The organism is Polymorphospora sp. NPDC051019, from assembly GCF_040683055.1.
Lineage (GTDB): Bacteria > Actinomycetota > Actinomycetes > Mycobacteriales > Micromonosporaceae > Polymorphospora > Polymorphospora lycopeni.
The window spans coordinates 34,843-51,536 of the sequence record NZ_JBFBCH010000004.1 but is presented as its reverse complement, the minus strand read 5'-3'; the positions used below and the strand labels follow the sequence as shown (position 1 = coordinate 51,536).

Here is a 16,694-nt window from a genome sequence, read left to right as displayed (position 1 = left end):
AATCGCCATGGTCGCGACCGGACTGAGTCGTGAGCGCAGGCGATGTGTCCATCTTGCTCCCATCGTGATCCTCAGTTGTAGACCGTGCGGGCTGTCGCCAGCCGGACCGTCCATACCCGGGGCCTAGCTCGTTCGCGGTGGCTGCGGCGCCGACCATCCGCACCGAAACTCGATCGCAGGAGGCCGGTGGCAGTCGCTGGCTGTCACCGGCCACGTTCGTCGCCCCAGAGCAGCACGTGCAACCGAGGTGTCAGGTTCCAGCCGTGTTCCAAGGCCGGGCCGGCAAGCGCACGCAGCCCGTCCAGGACCGCTGATGCCGTGATGCCCTGCGGCATGACCCATACCGGTGTAAGCCCGAACCGCACCTGCAGGTCTGCCAGCTCCCGCACGTCGCTCCCGCCGGTCACGACGAACTTGAACACGGCCTTTCCACAGGCGTTCAAGGCCCGTAGCACCTCGGGACGGATCCGGCGTTCAACAGCGACGCCCGATCCGGCGAGTTTGGGCGATACATTGAAACGTCCCACGTGCGTGGCCAGGGCCTTGTTAGGAGTGATGGTGCCGTTCGTTTCGATCTCCACCCGCCGCCCGGCCAGGGTGAGTGCCGCCACCAGCGGGAGCAGCCGTCGTTGCTGGATCAGCGGCTCCCCGCCGGTGATGACGACAAGATCGCAGTCTTGGGCCAGGACCCAGTCGACAACGGCGGACACCGGGATCTGACGGGATTCCTGGGCCTGGTCGAAGCGGCTCCAGTCCCAGGTGTAGGGAGTGTCGCACCAGCCGCAATCGAGGTTGCAGCCTGACAAGCGGACAAACATTGCCCGTTGCCCGACGGATTCTCCCTCGCCCTGCAGGGTCGGTCCGAACAGCTCAGCGACCCGCACCACCGGGGACATGTAGCTGTTCGTCATGACCGGTCCGGCGTGTACTCAGCCCAAGTCGAGTCCGTCTCGGACACTCGAACCGAGTGCAGTCGGCCGGGGATCACCGGCTCCAGATGCTCGATGATCCAGACAGCGAGGTGTGCGGCCAGGTGCTCGCTGGTGGGGGCCAGGTCGAGCACGTCGTTGAGGTGCCGGTGGTCGAACGTGTCGTCCAGGTAGGTCTTGAGGGGCGCGAGATCGCCGAAATCGGTGACAAAGCCCGGCGAGGCGAGTACGTCTGCCCCGACGACAACCTCGACGTGGTAGTTGTGGCCGTGCATCCTGGCGCACTTGTGCCCGTCTGGAAGGCCGGGCAGCATGTGGCTGGCGCTGAAGGTGAAGGTTTTGCCGATCAGGTAGCCCACCATCTGGCTCCTCGCTACGCCCACATTGGTTGTTCAGCGGAACCGCGTCGAACAGGTAGTCGCGAACTTCAATTATGACCGAGAAGGCGTCATCGGTGACCGCCGAAGGTTTAATTGGTCGAATTCCGGGACGTTCTGCTTGTCGCCCGACAGTTTGGCGACCCGTGTCGCCGATTCCCCGGTGCGGTGCCGGGTAACGGTGCCCAGGTAGGCCGGTGGCTGCGTAAGCCTGATGTGCTCCTCGTCGCTCGTCGCGGCAGATACTGGTGTCGGCGAAGTTCCACGCGCGGGTGTACCGCGAGGAGTAGATGCCTTGTACACGTCTTGACCGCTCGACCCTTGGCCGGCTCGCGCTCTTGTCACAACGTCCGAACTACTGTCTGGCTTTCGGTCGACCGGTGCTGTCGGCGGACGCGGGAACGTCCTCCCCAGTGGCGCCTCGCGTCATCTCAGGACGTCCTACCGGTGCGGCAGGTCCACGCGTCTGGCTCTGTTCGCTGCTGGCCCGGCTCCCAGCCCCGGCCGCTTCCGCTATTTCCTGTTGGATGGTGTCGATTTGGTGGGTGGTGTGGGTGTGGGGTTGGGCGGCGGTTTTGAGGTGGTCGTGGGCGACGGTGAAGCGCAGGCTGCGGGGGTGTTCGAGGTAGAGGCGGCCGGCGAGGCTCTGGGTGACGGCGACGGGTGGGTAGGGGTCGGGCATGTCGAAGACGGTGAACGGGGTGTCGTACCGGGCGGTGATCTCGTGCCCGTCGGGCAGGACGTCGATGGTGTAGCGGGGATGGCGGGCGAGTTTGTGCAGGTGGTTGATCTGCTGGTCCATCAGGTGGCTGTCGCCGACCTGGTTTCGTAGGGCGGTCTCGGTGATCACGGCGGACAGACGGTTGGTGCCGTCGCGGAACGCCTGCTTCCGGGTGTTGAGAGCTGCGACGGCGGCCCGGTGTTCGGGGGTGGGCTGCCGGATGCCCATCTGGGTTTGGATGAGGCGGGCGGCGTACTCGGGGGTTTGGAGCAGGTCGGGGATGCGGCCGGTGGCGTAGTAGCGGATGGCGGTGGCGCGGGTTTCGAGCCAGGCGAGGTTGACGTAGGGGCGGTAGGGCAGTTCGTCGCCGAAGTCGACGTCCCAGTGGCTGCCGTGGCGGGCGTCCAGGGCGAGGGAGAGCAGTACGTCGCGCTGCCGGTCGTCGAAGACGTGGTAGACGTCGAGCAGCGCGGCGACGTCGTCGTACTTGGGCTTGATCTCGCCGCGTTCGAACCGGCCCAGGCTGCTCCAGTCGAGTGGGAGGCGTTCGGCGACCTGCTGCAGGGTCAGGGAGCGGTCGAGGCGTAGCTGGCGGAGTTGTTCGGCGAGCCACTGGCCACGCACGGTCGGCTGGTGGCGTTCCTGGAACGGCATACGGTTGTTCTCCTGATCGGCCGGCTTTGGTTCGTGGTCGGGTTCGGGATGGTGCAGGTCGTCGGGATCGGCCTCCCACGCGTTACGGCGGTCGACCTCGGCGTCGAGGCGCAGCAGCACGGTGCGGCCTCTGGGGTCGGTGACCTGGTAGACGTCGAGCAGGGTCGCGACCCGTCCGGCCAGGAACGGCCACTGACCCCGCTCGAACCGGGCCAGTGCGGAGTGGTCGAGCCGCAGGTGCCGGGCGGCGCCCTTGAGGGTGATCCGCCGGTCCTTGCGCAGGCGGCGCATCTGCTCGCCCAGCCACAAGGCACGCAGGCTGGACGGCGGCTGCTTGTACGGCATGACACTCCCGGAAGCGGACGGGGCCGAGGGCCTGGGTGCGGCAACGGTTTCGTCGAACTCGAGGTATGGGCTAACGACCCGCCTCGACGGCCTGGATCCCGTGTGCCGTCGCCCAGGTTGGATCAGGACTTGACCGCTGGGAACACATCGGAGTGGAATCGGGCCGTACCCAGGCGGAAAGCTCACCGGCATGATTGGCGCTCCGGGGCCAAAATCGGAGAGGGTTGGCACATGGGCGATGTGCACTACTGGTCAGCAGAACATGTCAAGGCGCTACGCGCCGCGTCCAGGATGACCAAGACCGAGTTCGCCCGGCGCCTCGGCGTCACGCTGCGCTCAATCACGAACTGGGAGGCTGGGCGGCCGTTGTCCCCGTTCAGCCAATCGCTGCTCGATGGCTATCTGAAGGCAGCGAACGAGAACGTGGTGAAGAGCTTTCATCATCTCAACAGTGACATCCATGGGAGCCGGCGGCTCTCCGAGCACGCAAAGGCTGGAACCTCGGAGAACGAGCGACGGAACCACGACGGAACTAGGCGATCGGATGTCACAGACCTGGAACACATCGGCTACGCGCCGCTTTCGGATAACGCCATCCCGCACTGGATTGATCATGGCACCGAGGACGGGAACACCGGCTCCCTGAGAGAGAAGGGCGAGAGCGCACTTCTCCATGAAGTGGCATCCCTGGCAATTGATCAGCCAGCCCATAGGGTTTTCGGATGGACCGAAGTGCACCATGTTCGGCACATCACCCGTGCGCTAGCTCGGTCAGAGAACGTCTACGGAGGTGGTCTCTCGGCCGCGGCGGCGGTAGCACAGCTGCGGTCCTCTGCCCGCATGCTTGAGGCCCGCGCTGGCGGTGAGGTTCGGCGCGCGATGTACGAGGCGGTAGGCAACCTGGGCTGCGTGGTTGGCTTCTCCGCCTTCGACATTGAAGCCCACCGCCTGGCCAAGCGGTGCTTCGACTTCTCGCTGTGGTGCGCTGTGAAGGCGCAGTCCTGGGAACTTCGAGCCAGTACGTTGGCAGATATGGCACGACTTTCGTCCTACCTTGGGGACAACGACAGTGCGCTGTCACTGATCGAGCTTGCGCAGGTGCGGTCAGACCGCGTTTCGGCTACCAGTCGAGCCATGCTGTGCAGCCTTCGTGCGAAGCTACTCGCCTGGCAGGATCGATATGCGGAGGCGATGGCGGAGGTTGATCGTTCTGACGGCTACTTTGCCAGCCGAACATCGAGCGAGGATCCGCCCTGGCTTTCGTACTACGATGAGGCAGAGCACCAGGGGAGCACCGGACGTGCGCTGGTTCCGGTTGCCCTGTCGACCAAGGACCTAGGCGTCGCTGTTCCGCGACTGAAGGCCGCCGTACGCCTCCACGATCAGCATTACCCGCGCTCACGCGCCTTCTCCAGGACGCGGCTCGCGTCGCTTCTAATGAAAGCCGGGAATCCAAAGGAGGCCGCGGAGATAGGTCGTGCCGCGTTGGTTGACGCTTCGTCCATGCGGTCGAGCCGCCTCAATTCTGAGATCAGACAACTCGACACCCTAGCGATAAGGTACGAGAAGGTGGCGGAGGTGGCAGAACTGCGTAACGAGGTCCGTAACCTGCCTTGGCAGGAGTCCGCGCAGGAATGAACTCCGCACTAGGTCTGGCGATACTCGCGAAGGCTGCCAACTTCAACAGGATCGGGTTGAAGGACGTGGAGGTCATCCGAAACGGCTCCCATCTCGTTTGCAAGCTGGGCAACGGCATCGTCGGCCGGGTAGGTCGGTTCGGCAGTGAAGGGATCGCCAGACGCGAAATCGCGGTCTCCAGATGGCTGGCCAGCAATGGCCTCCGAGCGGTTCGCGCGCTCGATGACTTCACCCAACCCACCGTTGTCGACGGACATCCGGTTTCCTGGTGGGAACTCCTGCCCGCGCATCGGACCGGAACCCCGGAAGAACTCGGCCTCGTATTGCGAGATCTACACCGGATACCAACGCCGAGGGGCCTGGGCCTACCCCCGTTTCATCCAGTGAACGAAACCTGGACTGAGGCATTCCGATCACCCTCACTCTCCTGCGACAACCGCGAGTGGGTACAGCGCCAGGCCGACGAACTCACCGGACGCTATCTAGAGACCGAGTTTGACTCAGTCACAGGTATCCACGGTGACGCCTGGCAGGGGAATTTGGCCGTATCCACATCTCTTCAACCCGTACTCCTTGACTTCGAAGAGTTCTGCATTGGGCCTACCGACTGGGACCTCATCCCGATAGCGGTCGACTACACGCACTTCAGCCGAATATCCGAGAGCGAGTACAGATCCTTTGCAGAGGCGTACGGTTTAGACGTAACGCATCGTCCATACTATGGACTACTTGCCGGGATTCAGCTTATGCGATGGACATCCTTCGTAATCAACAGGGCTGCATATGACGACGCCGCAGCGGAGGAAGCAGCCTACCGAATCTCCTGCCTGAGAGGAGAGGTCACGCGACCTTGGAGATGGTCCGCTTTCTAAGGCGGCCACAAAAGGAACAAACCGTAGGCGTGCTGCCAGTCCACGCCTACTCCTTGGTCACTGGGTGTCGAACGGACGACCAGTGCCCGAGCCCGAACGGCTCAATGACGGCGGCGGGCTCGTGGCTGCTGATCTCACCGCCGCCAGCCAGCACTTCACCGAACTCGCAACATGGAGACAATCATGAGTTTGTTCCACGGAACCGTTGGCTTCTACCGGCAGTACCGGCCCGGCATCCCGGCGATCGTCGCCGACGTCCTGGACGCCGCAGCCCCTACCGGTACGCCGCGGCGACTGCTCGACGTCGGCACCGGCACCGGCCTCGTGGTGGAGTCCCTGCTTGGCCGGTTCGGTGACATCATTGCCATCGACAACGATCCCGACATGCTCGCCGCTGCCGAAGACGCGCTCCGCCCACAGCTACCCGCCGACGCTCAACTACGCCTGCAGGAGGTCACGGCGGAGGAGTTCACCCCACCGGCGGGATGGCGGGCCGAACTGGTAACGATCTGCCGGGCTTTCCACTGGCTCGACCAGGCTGCAATCCTGACCCGACTGGACGCACAGGTCAGCCCGAATGGCGCTGTCGCGATCTTCGGCGACAACAGTTTCTGGACCGCTACCAGCGACTGGAAGGCCGCAATCCGCACGATCATCCAGAACTTCCTCGGCAAGCAGCGCCGCGCCGGGGAACGCACGTTCCAGCACCACAACCGCCCCTACAGCGAGATCATGCGTGAGTCCCCGTTCAGCCGGGTCGAGGAGCACACCGTGCCCGTCAATCGGACCTGGACCGCCGACAGCATCCTTGGGTACCTGTACTCCACCTCGTTCGCCGCGCCACAACTGTTCGGCGACCGGCTCGACGAGTTCGACAGCGTCGTCCGCGCCACCCTGGCCCGATACAGCGACACCGACACCTTCGCCGAGGACAACGAGTTCCTCATCCGCATCGGCCGCCGAGAACGGGCATGAACCGCTGGTACGGATCGCTCTCGGCGCCGGAGATCGCCACTCGGATAACCGAGAGATCGATCCTGTGCCTGCCGATCGGCTCACATGAACAGCACGGCCCGCACCTGCCCCTGCACACCGACACCGTCATCGCCGCAGAGTTCACCAACCGTCTTGTCGACCGCTATGGCGACCAACACGACCTCTGGGCGTTGCCAGCGCTGCCATATGGCCTGTCCCTAGTTAGGAAACCGTTGCTCTATCCCCTGAGCTACGGGGGCGTGATGATCCAGACCGCCTCCGACGCACGTAGCCCGCCCTGCCCTGCCTGCCACACTTCACCGGCCTCTGGCTCCCCCGAGGTTTCCGACAAGACCTTGGGCCAAGCTCTCAGGAACGGACGGAGCAAGTCGCCCCGGCGCCGCGGTCGGTGCGGTCCCCGGCCGGACCGAGGGCATCCTGTCCGAGACCCCGACGGATCGCGACCTCTACGGGTGAGTACGCGCTGTCGGCCCGCACCAGTTCGTACGGTGCGGCTGGCATCAGCGGCGGTTGGGCCATGAAGCGAGGCCGCGTTCCGTGGTGCGGTTGCGCCGCGTGCACCAGGAATGGGTGGCACAGGAAGACGTCGCCCGGAGATCCGGTGGCGAGGGCGAGCGGCCGGTGCTCGGACGCCGCCACCAGGTCGGGCGCAAGGGCCAGTCCGCTCGCTCCATCTTCCCCGTACTTCTCCAGCACCTTCGGCACGTCGAGGTGGGAGCCGACCCGGATCCGGGTCGGGGCGTCCTTCTCACCGACCTCACTGAACAGGAACAGCATCAGCAGTGCCCGGCCGCGGGAGCGCACATTGGTGAAGTACCAGCTCTCGCCCTCCGGCAGATAGCTGCCCTCGATGTGCCAGCCCGCGTCGTCCGGCTCCTCTTCGTGCGGGAAGCGCAGCGGGAACGTGCCCAGCGAGTAGCGCGGCTCCCAGCGTCCCGCGCCGACGAGCAAGTCGTATGCGTGATGGAGGAACGGGGAGTTTGGAGCAGCGGCGAACGGCCCCTGCGCCATGCCGGGCACCCAGTGCACGGGCTGCGTCCACGTCGCTGGATCGTCCGGGTCGCAGCCCGTCTCCCGCCACAGTAGCCGCGCGCAGTCCGCTGCCACGCGCGGCGCAACGGCGCCCTCCAGCTTTACGAAGCCGTCGCGAAGAAAGCGGGATACCAAGGTCGTGTCATCCATGCCCCCATCGTGCGGCGGTGCCGGTCTCGATCACCCGACATTCTCCGCGCCGCTTTTGTCGGGTGCCACCGGTGCTGCGACCAAGGTTGACGTCGGACGGAGGCTTGATGATCTCGGCACTCCGTCTGACCGTCGAATGGAGCGAACACGTGGACACCGGCATCGTCGTCCATCCCGAGTTCCGGCTCGTGGGGTACGCGGCCCGCGTCCGGCTTGTCCATCAAGGCATCACGAAGCCGCCCGGTGCCACATGGACCTGCCGCATCATGGCGGAACCGCCTGCCCGCTCGCGCCACCGTCGGTCGTGGGTGACGGTGATTACGGCGCCGGTGTAGTCGCGCAAGGCTTCCTCCATCTGCTCGAGGAGTTCGGGAGCCAGGTGGTTGGTGGGCTCGTCGAGCAGGAGGACGTCGCTGGGACGGGTGACGGCGAGCGCGACTTCAAGGCGTCGGCGCTGCCCGACCGACAGCTGTGCCACCTGCCGTTGCAGGTCGTCGGGGTGGAACAGGCCGAGCCGCAGCAGTTCGTCGGCGGCGTCGTCCCGGTATGCGCCGGTGGCGGCGGCGAAGGCGTCGAGGAGCGTCGCTCGAGAGCCGTGTGTGATGTCCTGCCGCAGCCAGGCGATGCGGATGCCGGGTCGCTGCCAGAGGTTTCCCCGCTGTGGTACGAGCTCGCCCGCCAGCACGTGCAGCAGCGTCGTCTTCCCGGCGCCGTTGGGTCCCGAGATCAGCAACCGGTCCCCGGCCGACACCTCGAGCGCGTCCAGCCGCAGCCTCGGCCCGTCGACGTCCAGGCGGACACCCTCCGCACGGATCAGAACGGCCTTCTCGTCGGCGACGCCGGCGGCCGGCTCGGTGAAGGTTGGTGTGAACCGGAGAGGGTCGGCGGGTCGCGGTGCGGGGTCCGTGCGCAGCCGGGCGATCCGCTCCTTCGCCATCCGGATACGCCCCATCGCGCCGTGGTCCCGGCCGCGTGCCCGGAACGCTCCGTGGCCGAAGGACCCACGTTCCAGTTTTCGCGGTATGGCGTCGAGCCGGAAGGCGTTGGCGGTGACGAGGGCCTCCTGACGTGCGAGGTCTTGTCGCCATGCCTCGTACTCCTCCAGCAGCCGCCGCCGTTCGTTCGCGCGTGCGGTGAGGTATCCGGCGTAGCCGTCGCCGTATCGGCGCAGCGCGCCATCCTCGACGTGCACGATGTCGGTCGCGAGACGGTCCAGGAGTACGCGGTCGTGGGTCACGACCACCAGCGCGCCGCGGTGCACGGCCAGGCGTTCCTCCAGCCAGGCGATGCCGGCGTCGTCGAGATCGTTGGTCGGTTCATCGAGCAGCAGCAGTTCCGCCTCGGACGCCAGTGCCGCGGCGAGCGCCAGTCGCGCCCGCTCGCCGCCGGAGAGCGTGTGTACGGGCCGGGAATGGTCGAGGCCACCCAGCCCCAGCCGATCGAGGCCGGCATCGACTCTTCGGTCGAGTTGATACCCGTCGCGGGCCTCGAATCGGTCCATGGCGGAACTGAGCTGCGCGAGCAGCACGGCTCGCTCGTCGGGGCCCGCCTGCGCCAGCCGCTCAGCGGTGCGCTGAATCTCGGCCTCGAGTTCACGGATGTCGGCGAGCAGGTCGTCGAGCGCGTCCGTGACGGTCGCGCCGGGCCGGAACCGGGGTTGCTGTTCGGCGAACGCGATGCCGCCGGGCAGTTCGACCGCCCGCTCACCGGCGGTCAACTGCACGGTGCCCGCGAGTACGCGCAGCAGCGTCGACTTACCGGCGCCGTTGTCGCCGATCACGGCGATCCGCTCGGCCGGGCCGACCACGAGATCGATCTCGGCCAGGACGACCTGCTCGGCGAACCGGACGGCCCCGCCGTGAATCGCACACACCCGGTGCTGCCGGGACGGGGAAGGGGAAGTGTGGGTCACGAGAGCTCCTCCCCGCGACGCGCAGGCGAGAATGGCTGCCGTCGCGGAAGACGCGCTTGATCGAGCGCGCGAATGTACGGGAACCTCGCGCGGCCAGCGATGTGGCTGGGCAGCGCGCATAGGACCCACCGCGGAGGAGGCTCGACGCGGCGTCCCGTACTAGAGCTTCAGCGTACCCACGATCATTACGGTAGCAGAGCCGGCCGTGCCACGAACGGATTAGCGGTGGCGGCCGGGACGTCCACGGCCAGGCCCGTTCTGCCCCGATGTCAGGCTATGCGCGGACGGGTGGCTGCGGTCTTTACCCAGCCTGGACTACCACCCAGCCGGGTCGTGTGCCCCTCGTGATACCCCCGGAGTCAGGCGTCGTGACCTGCTGTCGACCGCCTGTCACGGGACACAGCCGCTGCCTGGCCACAGGTGGCGGCGCAGTGCGCCGAATGGTTGCCGACGACGATGCCGCTCAACGTGCAGCGGCGTCAGCGACGATCGCCTGAAGTCGGGCTCGGCATTCGGCGACGAACGCGGGATACGTCTGCCAGTAGTAGGAGACTCCGCTCACGCCGACCGCGATGGCCCAGGCCCTGGCGCGAGCCCAGGTCCGATCGTCAAGGTTCAAGGCATTCCAGTAAGCCTGCCGTGCCTGGTGCGGCAGGTCCCAGACGGTGGAGTGCTCGGCGTCGGGATAACCGACCGACAGTCCCCCGAAATCGATGACCGCGTGAAGGGCGCCCTCCTGCACGAGGAGGTTGGTGGGCTTGAGGTCGCCGTGGAGCCATACGTGTGGCACGGAGGGCTCGGGCAGGGCGAGCGCGCCGTCCCACAGCCGTTTCAGGGCGTCGACATCGAGTTCTCCACTGATCATGGTTCGGCAGTCTTCGAAACACGTGCTGATCCACTGGTCGCAGGCCTGCAGGCTGCCGCCGCGGTACCAGCTGAGATCGCCTGTGCGAGTGGCTCCCATCAGGTCGATGGTGTGGAGTTCCCGTACGAACGCCGCCAGGTCGGTTCCGAAGGCGGCCCAGTCCTGGACGGTGTCCGGCTGGGCCTCGTTCCCGTCGAGCCAGCGGTAGACCGACCAGGACAGCGGGAATGCCGTGGTGGGCGTGCCGGCATGGACCGGCTCCGGGATCGGACACGCGAGCAGCGGCGCCAGACGGGGAAGCCATTCCTGCTCCTTCCGTACGGACCGCGCCTTGTCAGCCGTTCGCGGAAGTCGCACGAGCAGATCGTCACCCAGCCGGTACATCAAGTTGTCCGTGCCCGCGCCCGCCGTCGCCAACGGCAGGCCGGCCCACTCCGGGCACTGCGCCTCCAGCAGCGACCTGACAACCGCCTCGTCGATCGGAACCTCGTTGTCGTGCAGCGTCACGTCGGGGATCTTTCCGATGAATGTCATGGCAGGCCAGTGATTTTGCGTGCTCGACATGTCGGTACCGGTAGCGCAGCATCTGCCCATGGGTTTCGATCTTGTCGTGCTCGCCGTCGACCAGAGCGCGACCGATGCCGAGATACGGGCTACGGCGGACCGCTGTCGCAGCCTGCATCACCCCGAGGGCGACTTGGACGAGCGCATCGTCGGGTTCTACGAGACCCTCCGCGCCCGGTACCCGGACTTCTCGCCTCACGATCAGGACTCTCCATGGATGACGACTCCCCTTGACGTCGGCATCGATCACGTCAGCATGTGCCTGAGCTTCGGCGAACGCAGCGACCCGGCATTGCGGCTGGTCGACGAACTCGCCCAACGGCACAAACTCACCGTCTACGACTCCCAGGACGGGAAGGTGACGCGTCCGGCAGACGTACGAAAGCCTCTGGATCCAGCGATCCTGACATTGATCGATGAATTGCGGACGTAGCCATCACGCACCCGGCGACAGGGCTCGGATGCATCGCGATCAGCGGCGGAGCCCCACAGCCCCGCGGCCGGTGCGCGCCGCCGACAAGGGGCGGACCCGACGATCCGGCCAGCGGGACGCGAGCCAGGCGCTGCCCGGCGCGGGTCGGGGCACTATCGTTCTGGCGTGCACATCCGTTTCGACGTCCCGGCGGATCCCGCCTACCCAGGCCGCGTGGCCGCTGCCCTCAGCAGTGTTCGGCTGCGCAAGTACGGATATATCGGCGCAGTGCTGGCGGCGGTCGGGGCGATCGGTCTCGCCGTCTCGCGGGGGTCCGCGTGGGGCGACCAGATCTCGCTGCTGTGCATGCCGATGGTCATGGGTGGCCTGCTGTCGATGCTGTACGCGCCGTGGGTACGGTGGCGCGCCCAGCGCCGCTCCAGTGGCTACGCCGTCGAGGGCGCCTACGACATCACCGACGACAACATCATGATGCGCAGCGGCTCGGAGTCCGGCGGCATCGCCTGGGACGGGGTCGCCCAGGTAACGGACACCCCTGAGTTCTGGATCGTGTACGTCGGCCGGATGCCGGCGACCGTGATCCCACGCCGCTTGATGTCCGCCGAGGATGACGAGACGTTGCGAGCCTTCATGGCCAAACGTGGGCTGCTCCAGTCTCGATGAACTCGTTGCCCCACGTCGAGCGTGTGGGGCTCTCGCTGCCGGGCCCAGCGACCAGGAAGGCCGCGGCTCGGCTCCTCGACCGACGTGGCGACCACCCCGCCGACCGCTCTGGTGCCGGCGTACGTCATCGTCAGCCAGCGGCGCAGGCCAGCCGGTCAAGGTACGGGTCGGCCTTCAGTGGATCGATAGCGGCCACTCAGGGGATCATCCGGCATCGCAGCCCTGACGGCAGCCGCGAAGCGTGCAGGTCCACCTGTTTAAAGCCGGCTTCGGTAGCCGCATCTGCCCGGATGACGTGCGGCGTCTGCCCACGGCGGAATGTCTTGAATTCGGAGGCGACGGTTGGCGAGGCTCAGGGTGTGCCTGAGCTGATGGACATCGCAGTCGGGGAGCTGCACTTCTCCCTGCGAGTATGGCAAGCCGCCGACAAGAACAAGACGCCCACCGTACTGCTCCATGCCACCGGAAAGACCGCCTGCGACTGGGACGTGATCGCCTCGGGCCTTTGTGCTCAGCGGACGGTGTACGCCGTCGACCTGCGCGGCCACGGTGCCAGCGGCTGGCCCGGCACGTACAGCCTGAGATTGTTCACGCAAGACGTCATCGGCATCCTGGACCGGCTGCACATCGGCGCGGTGGACCTGGTCGGCCATTCCCTCGGCGGTCTGGTGGCTTGCGGGGTCGCCGCTGAACGGCAGGCACACGTCCGCAGACTCGTGCTTGAGGACATCGGTTACCCGCACCCTCGACCGCCGGGGCTTCCCGACCGTCCCGCAGGGGATCTGCCCTTCGACTGGCACATGGTGGAGCAGATCCGACCCGAGATCGACGATCCAGATCCGGGGTGGGCCGACATCGTCGCCCGGATCACGGCACCCGCCCTGCTCATCGGGGGAGGAACAGCGAGCCCAATCCCCCAGGAGCACCTCGCCGAACTCGCCGATCGCTTGGCCGACGCCCGGCTGACGACGATCGCGGCCGGCCATCTGGTTCACCAGACTGCTCCGGACGAGTACCTCAGGGCCCTGATCGCATTCCTCACCGAGTGATCGGCGCCCATCCGCTATTACCGGCGACGGGCTGGCTCCACGTGTCGGTCAGCCGACGAGCTGGTCGCGGCGGCGGGTGAGGTAGGCCCGCTCCGCAGGGTTGCCGGCGAGACCGATGGCCCGGTCGTACGCCGCCCGCGACTCGCCGCCGCGTCCGAGTCGCCGCAGCAGGTCGGCGCGCGCGGCGTGGAAGGCATGGTAGCCGTCGAGGACTTCGGCGAGCCGGTCGATCTCGGCGAGCCCCACGCCGGGGCCGTCGACCTCGGCGACCGCGACCGCCCGGTTGAGCCGCACGATCGGCGAGGGGTCGAGCAGCACCATGCGGCCGTAGAGGGCGACGATGGCGGACCAGTCGGTGTCTCGGGCGGTCGGGGCATTCGTGTGGACCGCGTTGATGGCGGCCTGCAGCTGGTAGCGCCCGGGTGGGTCACCGCCGGCCGCCACCGCCTCGATCCGCTCGCGGACCAGGGCGTTGCCTTCGGCGATGAGGGTGCGGTTCCATGCGCCGCGGTCCTGCTCGTCGAGGGTCACCAGCTCGCCGGTGCGGGACACACGCGCCAGCCGCCGGGCGTCGGTGAGGAGCATCAGGGCGAGCAGGCCGGCCACCTCGCCGTTGTCCGGAAGGAGAGCTCGGAGCAGGCGGCCGAGGCGGATCGCCTCGTCGGTGAGGTCGACGCGCGTCGGGTCGTCCCCCTCGCTGGCGAGGTAGCCCTCGTTGAAGACGAGGTAGACGACGGCGAGCACCCCGGCGAGCCGCTCGCGGATGTCGTCGGCCGAGGGCACCCGGTACGGGATGTGTGCCGCCTTGATCTTTGCCTTGGCTCGGGTGATCCGTCGCGCCATCGCGGTCTCCTGCACCAGAAAGGCGCGGGCGATCTCGGAGACGGTGAGGCCGCCGAGCAGGCGCAGGGTGAGCGCCACCCGGGCCTCCATCGCGAGCGCGGGATGGCAGCAGGTGAAGACCAGCCTGAGCCGGTCGTCTTCGACCGGGCCGGTCGGCTCAGGAGGGGTGTCGTCGTACACGATCCGGGCCGCCTGGTGCTTGGCGTCGCGCTGCGACTCGCGACGGAGCTGATCGATCGCCTTGCGGGTCGCGGTGGTGGCGAGCCAACCGCCGGGATTGGGCGGTACGCCCTCGTGCGGCCACCGCTCCGCGGCCGCTACGAATGCCTCGGCGGTCGCTTCCTCGGCGACGTCGAGGTCGCCGAAACGGCGCGCGAGGCTGGCGACCAGCCGCGCCCACTCCTCGTGGTGGACGCGGATGATCGCCTGCTCGACGGTGGGACCGGTCACGGCTCCAGCAGCGTTCGGACGGATTCCCCGGTTCGGAAGGGACGCACCTCGACCGTGCCGCGGCACGCTTTCGACCCTTCGGCGGCAAGCGCCAGGGCCACGTCGAGGTCGGCCGCCTCGATGACCCAGAAGCCGCCGAGGTGCTCCTTCGTCTCCAGGTAGGGCCCGTCGGTGAAGGTCGGCTTCGCGCCCTGGCCGTCGACGGTGGTGGCGGTCTCCGCGGGCTCCAGGCCGTCGGCGAAGACGAGGTGACCGTCTCTCTTGAGCCTCTCGTTGAAGGCGCCGGTGTCGGCAAACGCCTGCAGCATGGCCTCCTTCGAGGGGTAGGTGCCGAACTCGGTGTGCTCGGCCGGTCCGTAGACGGACAGCAGGTATCTGGGCACCGTGCTCACCTCTCCCCGGAGTCGTTACGCCGGGTCTGCCCGGGACCTCGGAACCGGTGCACCTCCTGCGGCCAGTCGAGCACGGTCGCGAGCCTGCCGGCCCAGTATCGCGCCGCCGCGTCGTCGGGCACGTCCACGACGACGAAGCCGCCGAGGTGCTCCTTGGTCTCGACGTACGGGCCGTCGGTGAAGACGGGCTTGCCGTCGACCGGCTCGACACTGCAGACCGCGGTGGACCGGTCAAGCCCGCCGTTGGTGAAGATCAGGACACCGTCGACCTGCATCTCCTCGACCACGGCCCGGACGGCCGTGGCCTTCTCGCGCAACTCCTCCGCCGTGTGCTCGGGCACCCACTCATCGTTGAAGGTGATCATGTACTCCGTCATGGTCGTCTCCTCTCGGTCCCCGGACGAGGGCCTTTCCCGACTCCTCGCCTGCGGCCCGGCCGACCGCCGCACCAATTCCACGAGCGGCTGCGCCTTGATACGACACCATCCCGGAAATTTCTTCTCAAGACAGTCCCTGCGTAGTGACCGAGGAAAGGATCGACCTCCGCCCTTCGACCGGTACGCGGTCGCACGCGATAACCCGGTGACGTCGCTGGTCGTTTCCGCGAAACTGCCGACGTGGAAGAGGTCGAGGTCGTCGTCGCTCATCACGGGTGCGCGACCCTGCGTGTCGGTGACGTGTTCCTGAAGATCGACGCCGATCAGACGCGCACCGACGTCGAGGTCGAGGCGATGGCGCTGGCACCGATCCCGACTCCGCAGATCCTGTGGCGGAAGCCGCCCGTGCTCGCGCTCGCCGCCCTCCCGGGGAAGGCACTCGGCCGCCTCGGCGAGCCGTCGGCCGCGTCGTCGAAGGCGTGGGCCGCGGCGGGTGCCGCCGTACGGATGCTGCACGACGCGCCGCTGCCACCGTGGCCCGGTCGGAGCCTCGACGAGCTCACATCGCGCCTCGACGGCGAATGCGAGTGGCTCGTCACGAACGGTGTCCTACCCGCCGACCTGGTCACCCGCAACCGCGAGGTTGCCGAGGCCGCGCTCCGGCCGTACAAGCCGGTGTTCATGCACGGCGACCTGCAGGTCGCCCACGTGTTCGTCGACGGTGACGAGATCACCGGCGTGATCGACTGGTCCGAGGCGGCGCAGGGCGATGCTCTGCACGACCTCGCCATCTTGACGCTCGGGCACGAGGAGCACCTTGGCGACGTGGTGGCCGGGTACGGCACCGACGTCGATCTCGACGTGATCCGCGCATGGTGGTCGTTGCGGAGCCTGGTGGCGGTCCGCTGGCTGGTCGAGCACGGCTTCGACCCGTCCTCGCCCGGCTGCGAGGTCGACGTGCTGAGGTCCCGAATGTGAGGACGCACCAGCCCGACGGCCACGAGCGCCGTTCTGCCGCATCGAGCGGGTCACCTCCCCCAGCGCCTCGTCATCCGGCCGGGCGTGTGCTGGCGGGCGCCGATGTGCTGCTCGTGGGCCTGTTCTCGGCGAAGGACAGGGAGTTCGGTGCGAAGCTCGATCGGCTGGCGGCTTCGGTGACGGCACATGGTGGGCGGGTCGTGGGCCGGCACGTCCAGCGGCGGGGCGTTTCGCACGGCGGCGCGGCCAGGATGACCGAGCCGTTCTCGCGGCGGACGCTGGTCAGCCCCGGCAAAGCGCGCGAGATCGCGCAAGCGGTGCGGGTTGCGGATGTTGGTGTTGCGGTGTTCGTGAACCCGCTCACGGAACACCAACGAGCTGTCCTCGGCGACATGTTCAGATGCCTCGTGATCAGCGGCGAGGACCTTCCCACCGTAGATCGGTGAGCCGCCGA

18 protein-coding genes and 1 pseudogene are annotated in these 16,694 nt (G+C 67.3%); 9 read left to right on the top strand and 10 right to left on the bottom strand.

What is annotated here, in order from left to right:
* Nucleotides 1-203: 203 nt before the first annotated feature.
* From AB0M79_RS09425 to AB0M79_RS09415, 3 genes are all read right to left on the bottom strand, one after another.
* Entirely contained in the window at nt 204-911 is a 708-nt protein-coding gene (locus AB0M79_RS09425; RefSeq protein ID WP_364210107.1) for a 7-carboxy-7-deazaguanine synthase QueE, read from the bottom strand.
* Complete coding sequence (locus tag AB0M79_RS09420; RefSeq protein WP_364210104.1) at nt 908-1,291, bottom strand: 6-carboxytetrahydropterin synthase; 384 nt, start codon at nt 1,289-1,291, stop codon at nt 908-910. Before AB0M79_RS09420 ends, AB0M79_RS09425 begins: the two co-directional genes overlap by 4 nt.
* Before the next feature lie 370 nt (nt 1,292-1,661).
* A complete protein-coding gene (locus tag AB0M79_RS09415; protein WP_364210101.1) occupies nt 1,662-3,026 on the bottom strand; it encodes a Scr1 family TA system antitoxin-like transcriptional regulator in 1,365 nt (454 codons plus the stop codon).
* 231 nt (nt 3,027-3,257) lie between these two features.
* Between AB0M79_RS09415 and AB0M79_RS09410 the strand changes: the two genes are divergently transcribed.
* Nucleotides 3,258-4,664 carry a helix-turn-helix domain-containing protein gene (locus AB0M79_RS09410; protein WP_364210098.1) on the top strand — a complete coding sequence of 469 codons (1,407 nt, stop codon included), beginning with the start codon at nt 3,258-3,260 and terminating at the stop codon, nt 4,662-4,664.
* 8 nt (nt 4,665-4,672) lie between these two features.
* Here the strand turns inward: AB0M79_RS09410 and AB0M79_RS09405 are convergent, their stop codons facing one another.
* On the bottom strand, nt 4,673-4,921 hold the full coding sequence (locus tag AB0M79_RS09405) for a hypothetical protein (RefSeq protein ID WP_364211027.1): 249 nt from the start codon (nt 4,919-4,921) through the stop codon (nt 4,673-4,675).
* On the opposite strand from AB0M79_RS09405, the gene AB0M79_RS09400 reads away from it, so the two are divergent.
* The 3 genes and pseudogenes from AB0M79_RS09400 to AB0M79_RS09390 all read left to right on the top strand — a co-directional run.
* A complete protein-coding gene (locus AB0M79_RS09400; RefSeq protein ID WP_364210951.1) occupies nt 4,817-5,536 on the top strand; it encodes an aminoglycoside phosphotransferase family protein in 720 nt (239 codons plus the stop codon). The genes AB0M79_RS09405 and AB0M79_RS09400 overlap by 105 nt on opposite strands.
* Before the next feature lie 183 nt (nt 5,537-5,719).
* Nucleotides 5,720-6,511, top strand: a complete 792-nt coding sequence (locus AB0M79_RS09395) for a methyltransferase domain-containing protein (RefSeq protein ID WP_364210095.1) — start codon at nt 5,720-5,722, stop codon at nt 6,509-6,511.
* Nucleotides 6,508-6,669: pseudogene (locus tag AB0M79_RS09390) on the top strand (creatininase family protein); the annotation flags it as partial. The gene AB0M79_RS09395 and the pseudogene AB0M79_RS09390, both read left to right, overlap by 4 nt.
* Before the next feature lie 211 nt (nt 6,670-6,880).
* On the opposite strand, the gene AB0M79_RS09385 reads toward AB0M79_RS09390, so the two are convergent.
* From AB0M79_RS09385 to AB0M79_RS09375, 3 genes are all read right to left on the bottom strand, one after another.
* On the bottom strand, nt 6,881-7,714 hold the full coding sequence (locus AB0M79_RS09385) for a phytanoyl-CoA dioxygenase family protein (RefSeq protein ID WP_364210092.1): 834 nt from the start codon (nt 7,712-7,714) through the stop codon (nt 6,881-6,883).
* Between the two features lie 220 nt (nt 7,715-7,934).
* On the bottom strand, nt 7,935-9,746 hold the full coding sequence (gene abc-f / locus AB0M79_RS09380) for a ribosomal protection-like ABC-F family protein (protein ID WP_364210089.1): 1,812 nt from the start codon (nt 9,744-9,746) through the stop codon (nt 7,935-7,937).
* A gap of 343 nt (nt 9,747-10,089) precedes the next feature.
* Complete coding sequence (locus AB0M79_RS09375) at nt 10,090-11,025, bottom strand: aminoglycoside phosphotransferase family protein (RefSeq protein ID WP_364210948.1); 936 nt, start codon at nt 11,023-11,025, stop codon at nt 10,090-10,092.
* A gap of 58 nt (nt 11,026-11,083) precedes the next feature.
* On the opposite strand from AB0M79_RS09375, the gene AB0M79_RS09370 reads away from it, so the two are divergent.
* From AB0M79_RS09370 to AB0M79_RS09360, 3 genes are all read left to right on the top strand, one after another.
* The gene (locus AB0M79_RS09370) at nt 11,084-11,488 is read left to right on the top strand and encodes a hypothetical protein (protein WP_364210086.1); all 405 of its coding nucleotides are present in this window, start codon (nt 11,084-11,086) and stop codon (nt 11,486-11,488) included.
* 165 nt (nt 11,489-11,653) lie between these two features.
* Nucleotides 11,654-12,151 carry a YcxB family protein gene (locus AB0M79_RS09365; RefSeq protein ID WP_364210083.1) on the top strand — a complete coding sequence of 166 codons (498 nt, stop codon included), beginning with the start codon at nt 11,654-11,656 and terminating at the stop codon, nt 12,149-12,151.
* Nucleotides 12,152-12,510: 359 nt separating this feature from the next.
* A complete protein-coding gene (locus AB0M79_RS09360) occupies nt 12,511-13,200 on the top strand; it encodes an alpha/beta hydrolase (protein WP_364210080.1) in 690 nt (229 codons plus the stop codon).
* A gap of 48 nt (nt 13,201-13,248) precedes the next feature.
* Here AB0M79_RS09360 and AB0M79_RS09355 read toward each other — a convergent pair whose 3' ends face one another.
* The 3 genes from AB0M79_RS09355 to AB0M79_RS09345 are packed head-to-tail and all read right to left on the bottom strand — an operon-like array spanning nt 13,249 to nt 15,262.
* Nucleotides 13,249-14,493: a DUF6596 domain-containing protein gene (locus tag AB0M79_RS09355; RefSeq protein ID WP_364210077.1), complete on the bottom strand. Its 1,245-nt coding sequence runs from the start codon at nt 14,491-14,493 to the stop codon at nt 13,249-13,251.
* The gene (locus AB0M79_RS09350; RefSeq protein ID WP_364210074.1) at nt 14,490-14,885 is read right to left on the bottom strand and encodes a YciI family protein; all 396 of its coding nucleotides are present in this window, start codon (nt 14,883-14,885) and stop codon (nt 14,490-14,492) included. The genes AB0M79_RS09355 and AB0M79_RS09350 overlap by 4 nt, the downstream gene beginning before the upstream one ends.
* Nucleotides 14,882-15,262, bottom strand: a complete 381-nt coding sequence (locus AB0M79_RS09345; RefSeq protein ID WP_364210071.1) for a YciI family protein — start codon at nt 15,260-15,262, stop codon at nt 14,882-14,884. The genes AB0M79_RS09350 and AB0M79_RS09345 overlap by 4 nt, the downstream gene beginning before the upstream one ends.
* A gap of 240 nt (nt 15,263-15,502) precedes the next feature.
* On the opposite strand from AB0M79_RS09345, the gene AB0M79_RS09340 reads away from it, so the two are divergent.
* Complete coding sequence (locus AB0M79_RS09340; RefSeq protein WP_364210068.1) at nt 15,503-16,240, top strand: phosphotransferase; 738 nt, start codon at nt 15,503-15,505, stop codon at nt 16,238-16,240.
* Nucleotides 16,241-16,326: 86 nt separating this feature from the next.
* Nucleotides 16,327-16,686, top strand: a complete 360-nt coding sequence (locus AB0M79_RS09335; protein WP_364210065.1) for a hypothetical protein — start codon at nt 16,327-16,329, stop codon at nt 16,684-16,686.
* The last annotated feature ends 8 nt before the right edge of the window (nt 16,687-16,694 follow it).

Bases quoted from the DNA above. Each gene is read 5' to 3' on its own strand.
- AB0M79_RS09425 (WP_364210107.1), bottom strand. From the start codon at position 911: ATGACGAACAGCTACATGTCCCCGGTGGTGCGGGTCGCTGAGCTGTTC.
- AB0M79_RS09385 (WP_364210092.1), bottom strand. From the start codon at position 7,714: ATGGATGACACGACCTTGGTATCCCGCTTTCTTCGCGACGGCTTCGTA.
- AB0M79_RS09395 (WP_364210095.1), top strand. From the start codon at position 5,720: ATGAGTTTGTTCCACGGAACCGTTGGCTTCTACCGGCAGTACCGGCCC.
- AB0M79_RS09410 (WP_364210098.1), top strand. From the start codon at position 3,258: ATGGGCGATGTGCACTACTGGTCAGCAGAACATGTCAAGGCGCTACGC.
- AB0M79_RS09420 (WP_364210104.1), bottom strand. From the start codon at position 1,291: ATGGTGGGCTACCTGATCGGCAAAACCTTCACCTTCAGCGCCAGCCAC.
- AB0M79_RS09345 (WP_364210071.1), bottom strand. From the start codon at position 15,262: ATGACGGAGTACATGATCACCTTCAACGATGAGTGGGTGCCCGAGCAC.
- AB0M79_RS09405 (WP_364211027.1), bottom strand. From the start codon at position 4,921: ATGTCCGTCGACAACGGTGGGTTGGGTGAAGTCATCGAGCGCGCGAAC.
- AB0M79_RS09375 (WP_364210948.1), bottom strand. From the start codon at position 11,025: ATGACATTCATCGGAAAGATCCCCGACGTGACGCTGCACGACAACGAG.
- AB0M79_RS09415 (WP_364210101.1), bottom strand. From the start codon at position 3,026: ATGCCGTACAAGCAGCCGCCGTCCAGCCTGCGTGCCTTGTGGCTGGGC.
- AB0M79_RS09370 (WP_364210086.1), top strand. From the start codon at position 11,084: ATGGGTTTCGATCTTGTCGTGCTCGCCGTCGACCAGAGCGCGACCGAT.
- abc-f (WP_364210089.1), bottom strand. From the start codon at position 9,746: ATGCGCGCTGCCCAGCCACATCGCTGGCCGCGCGAGGTTCCCGTACAT.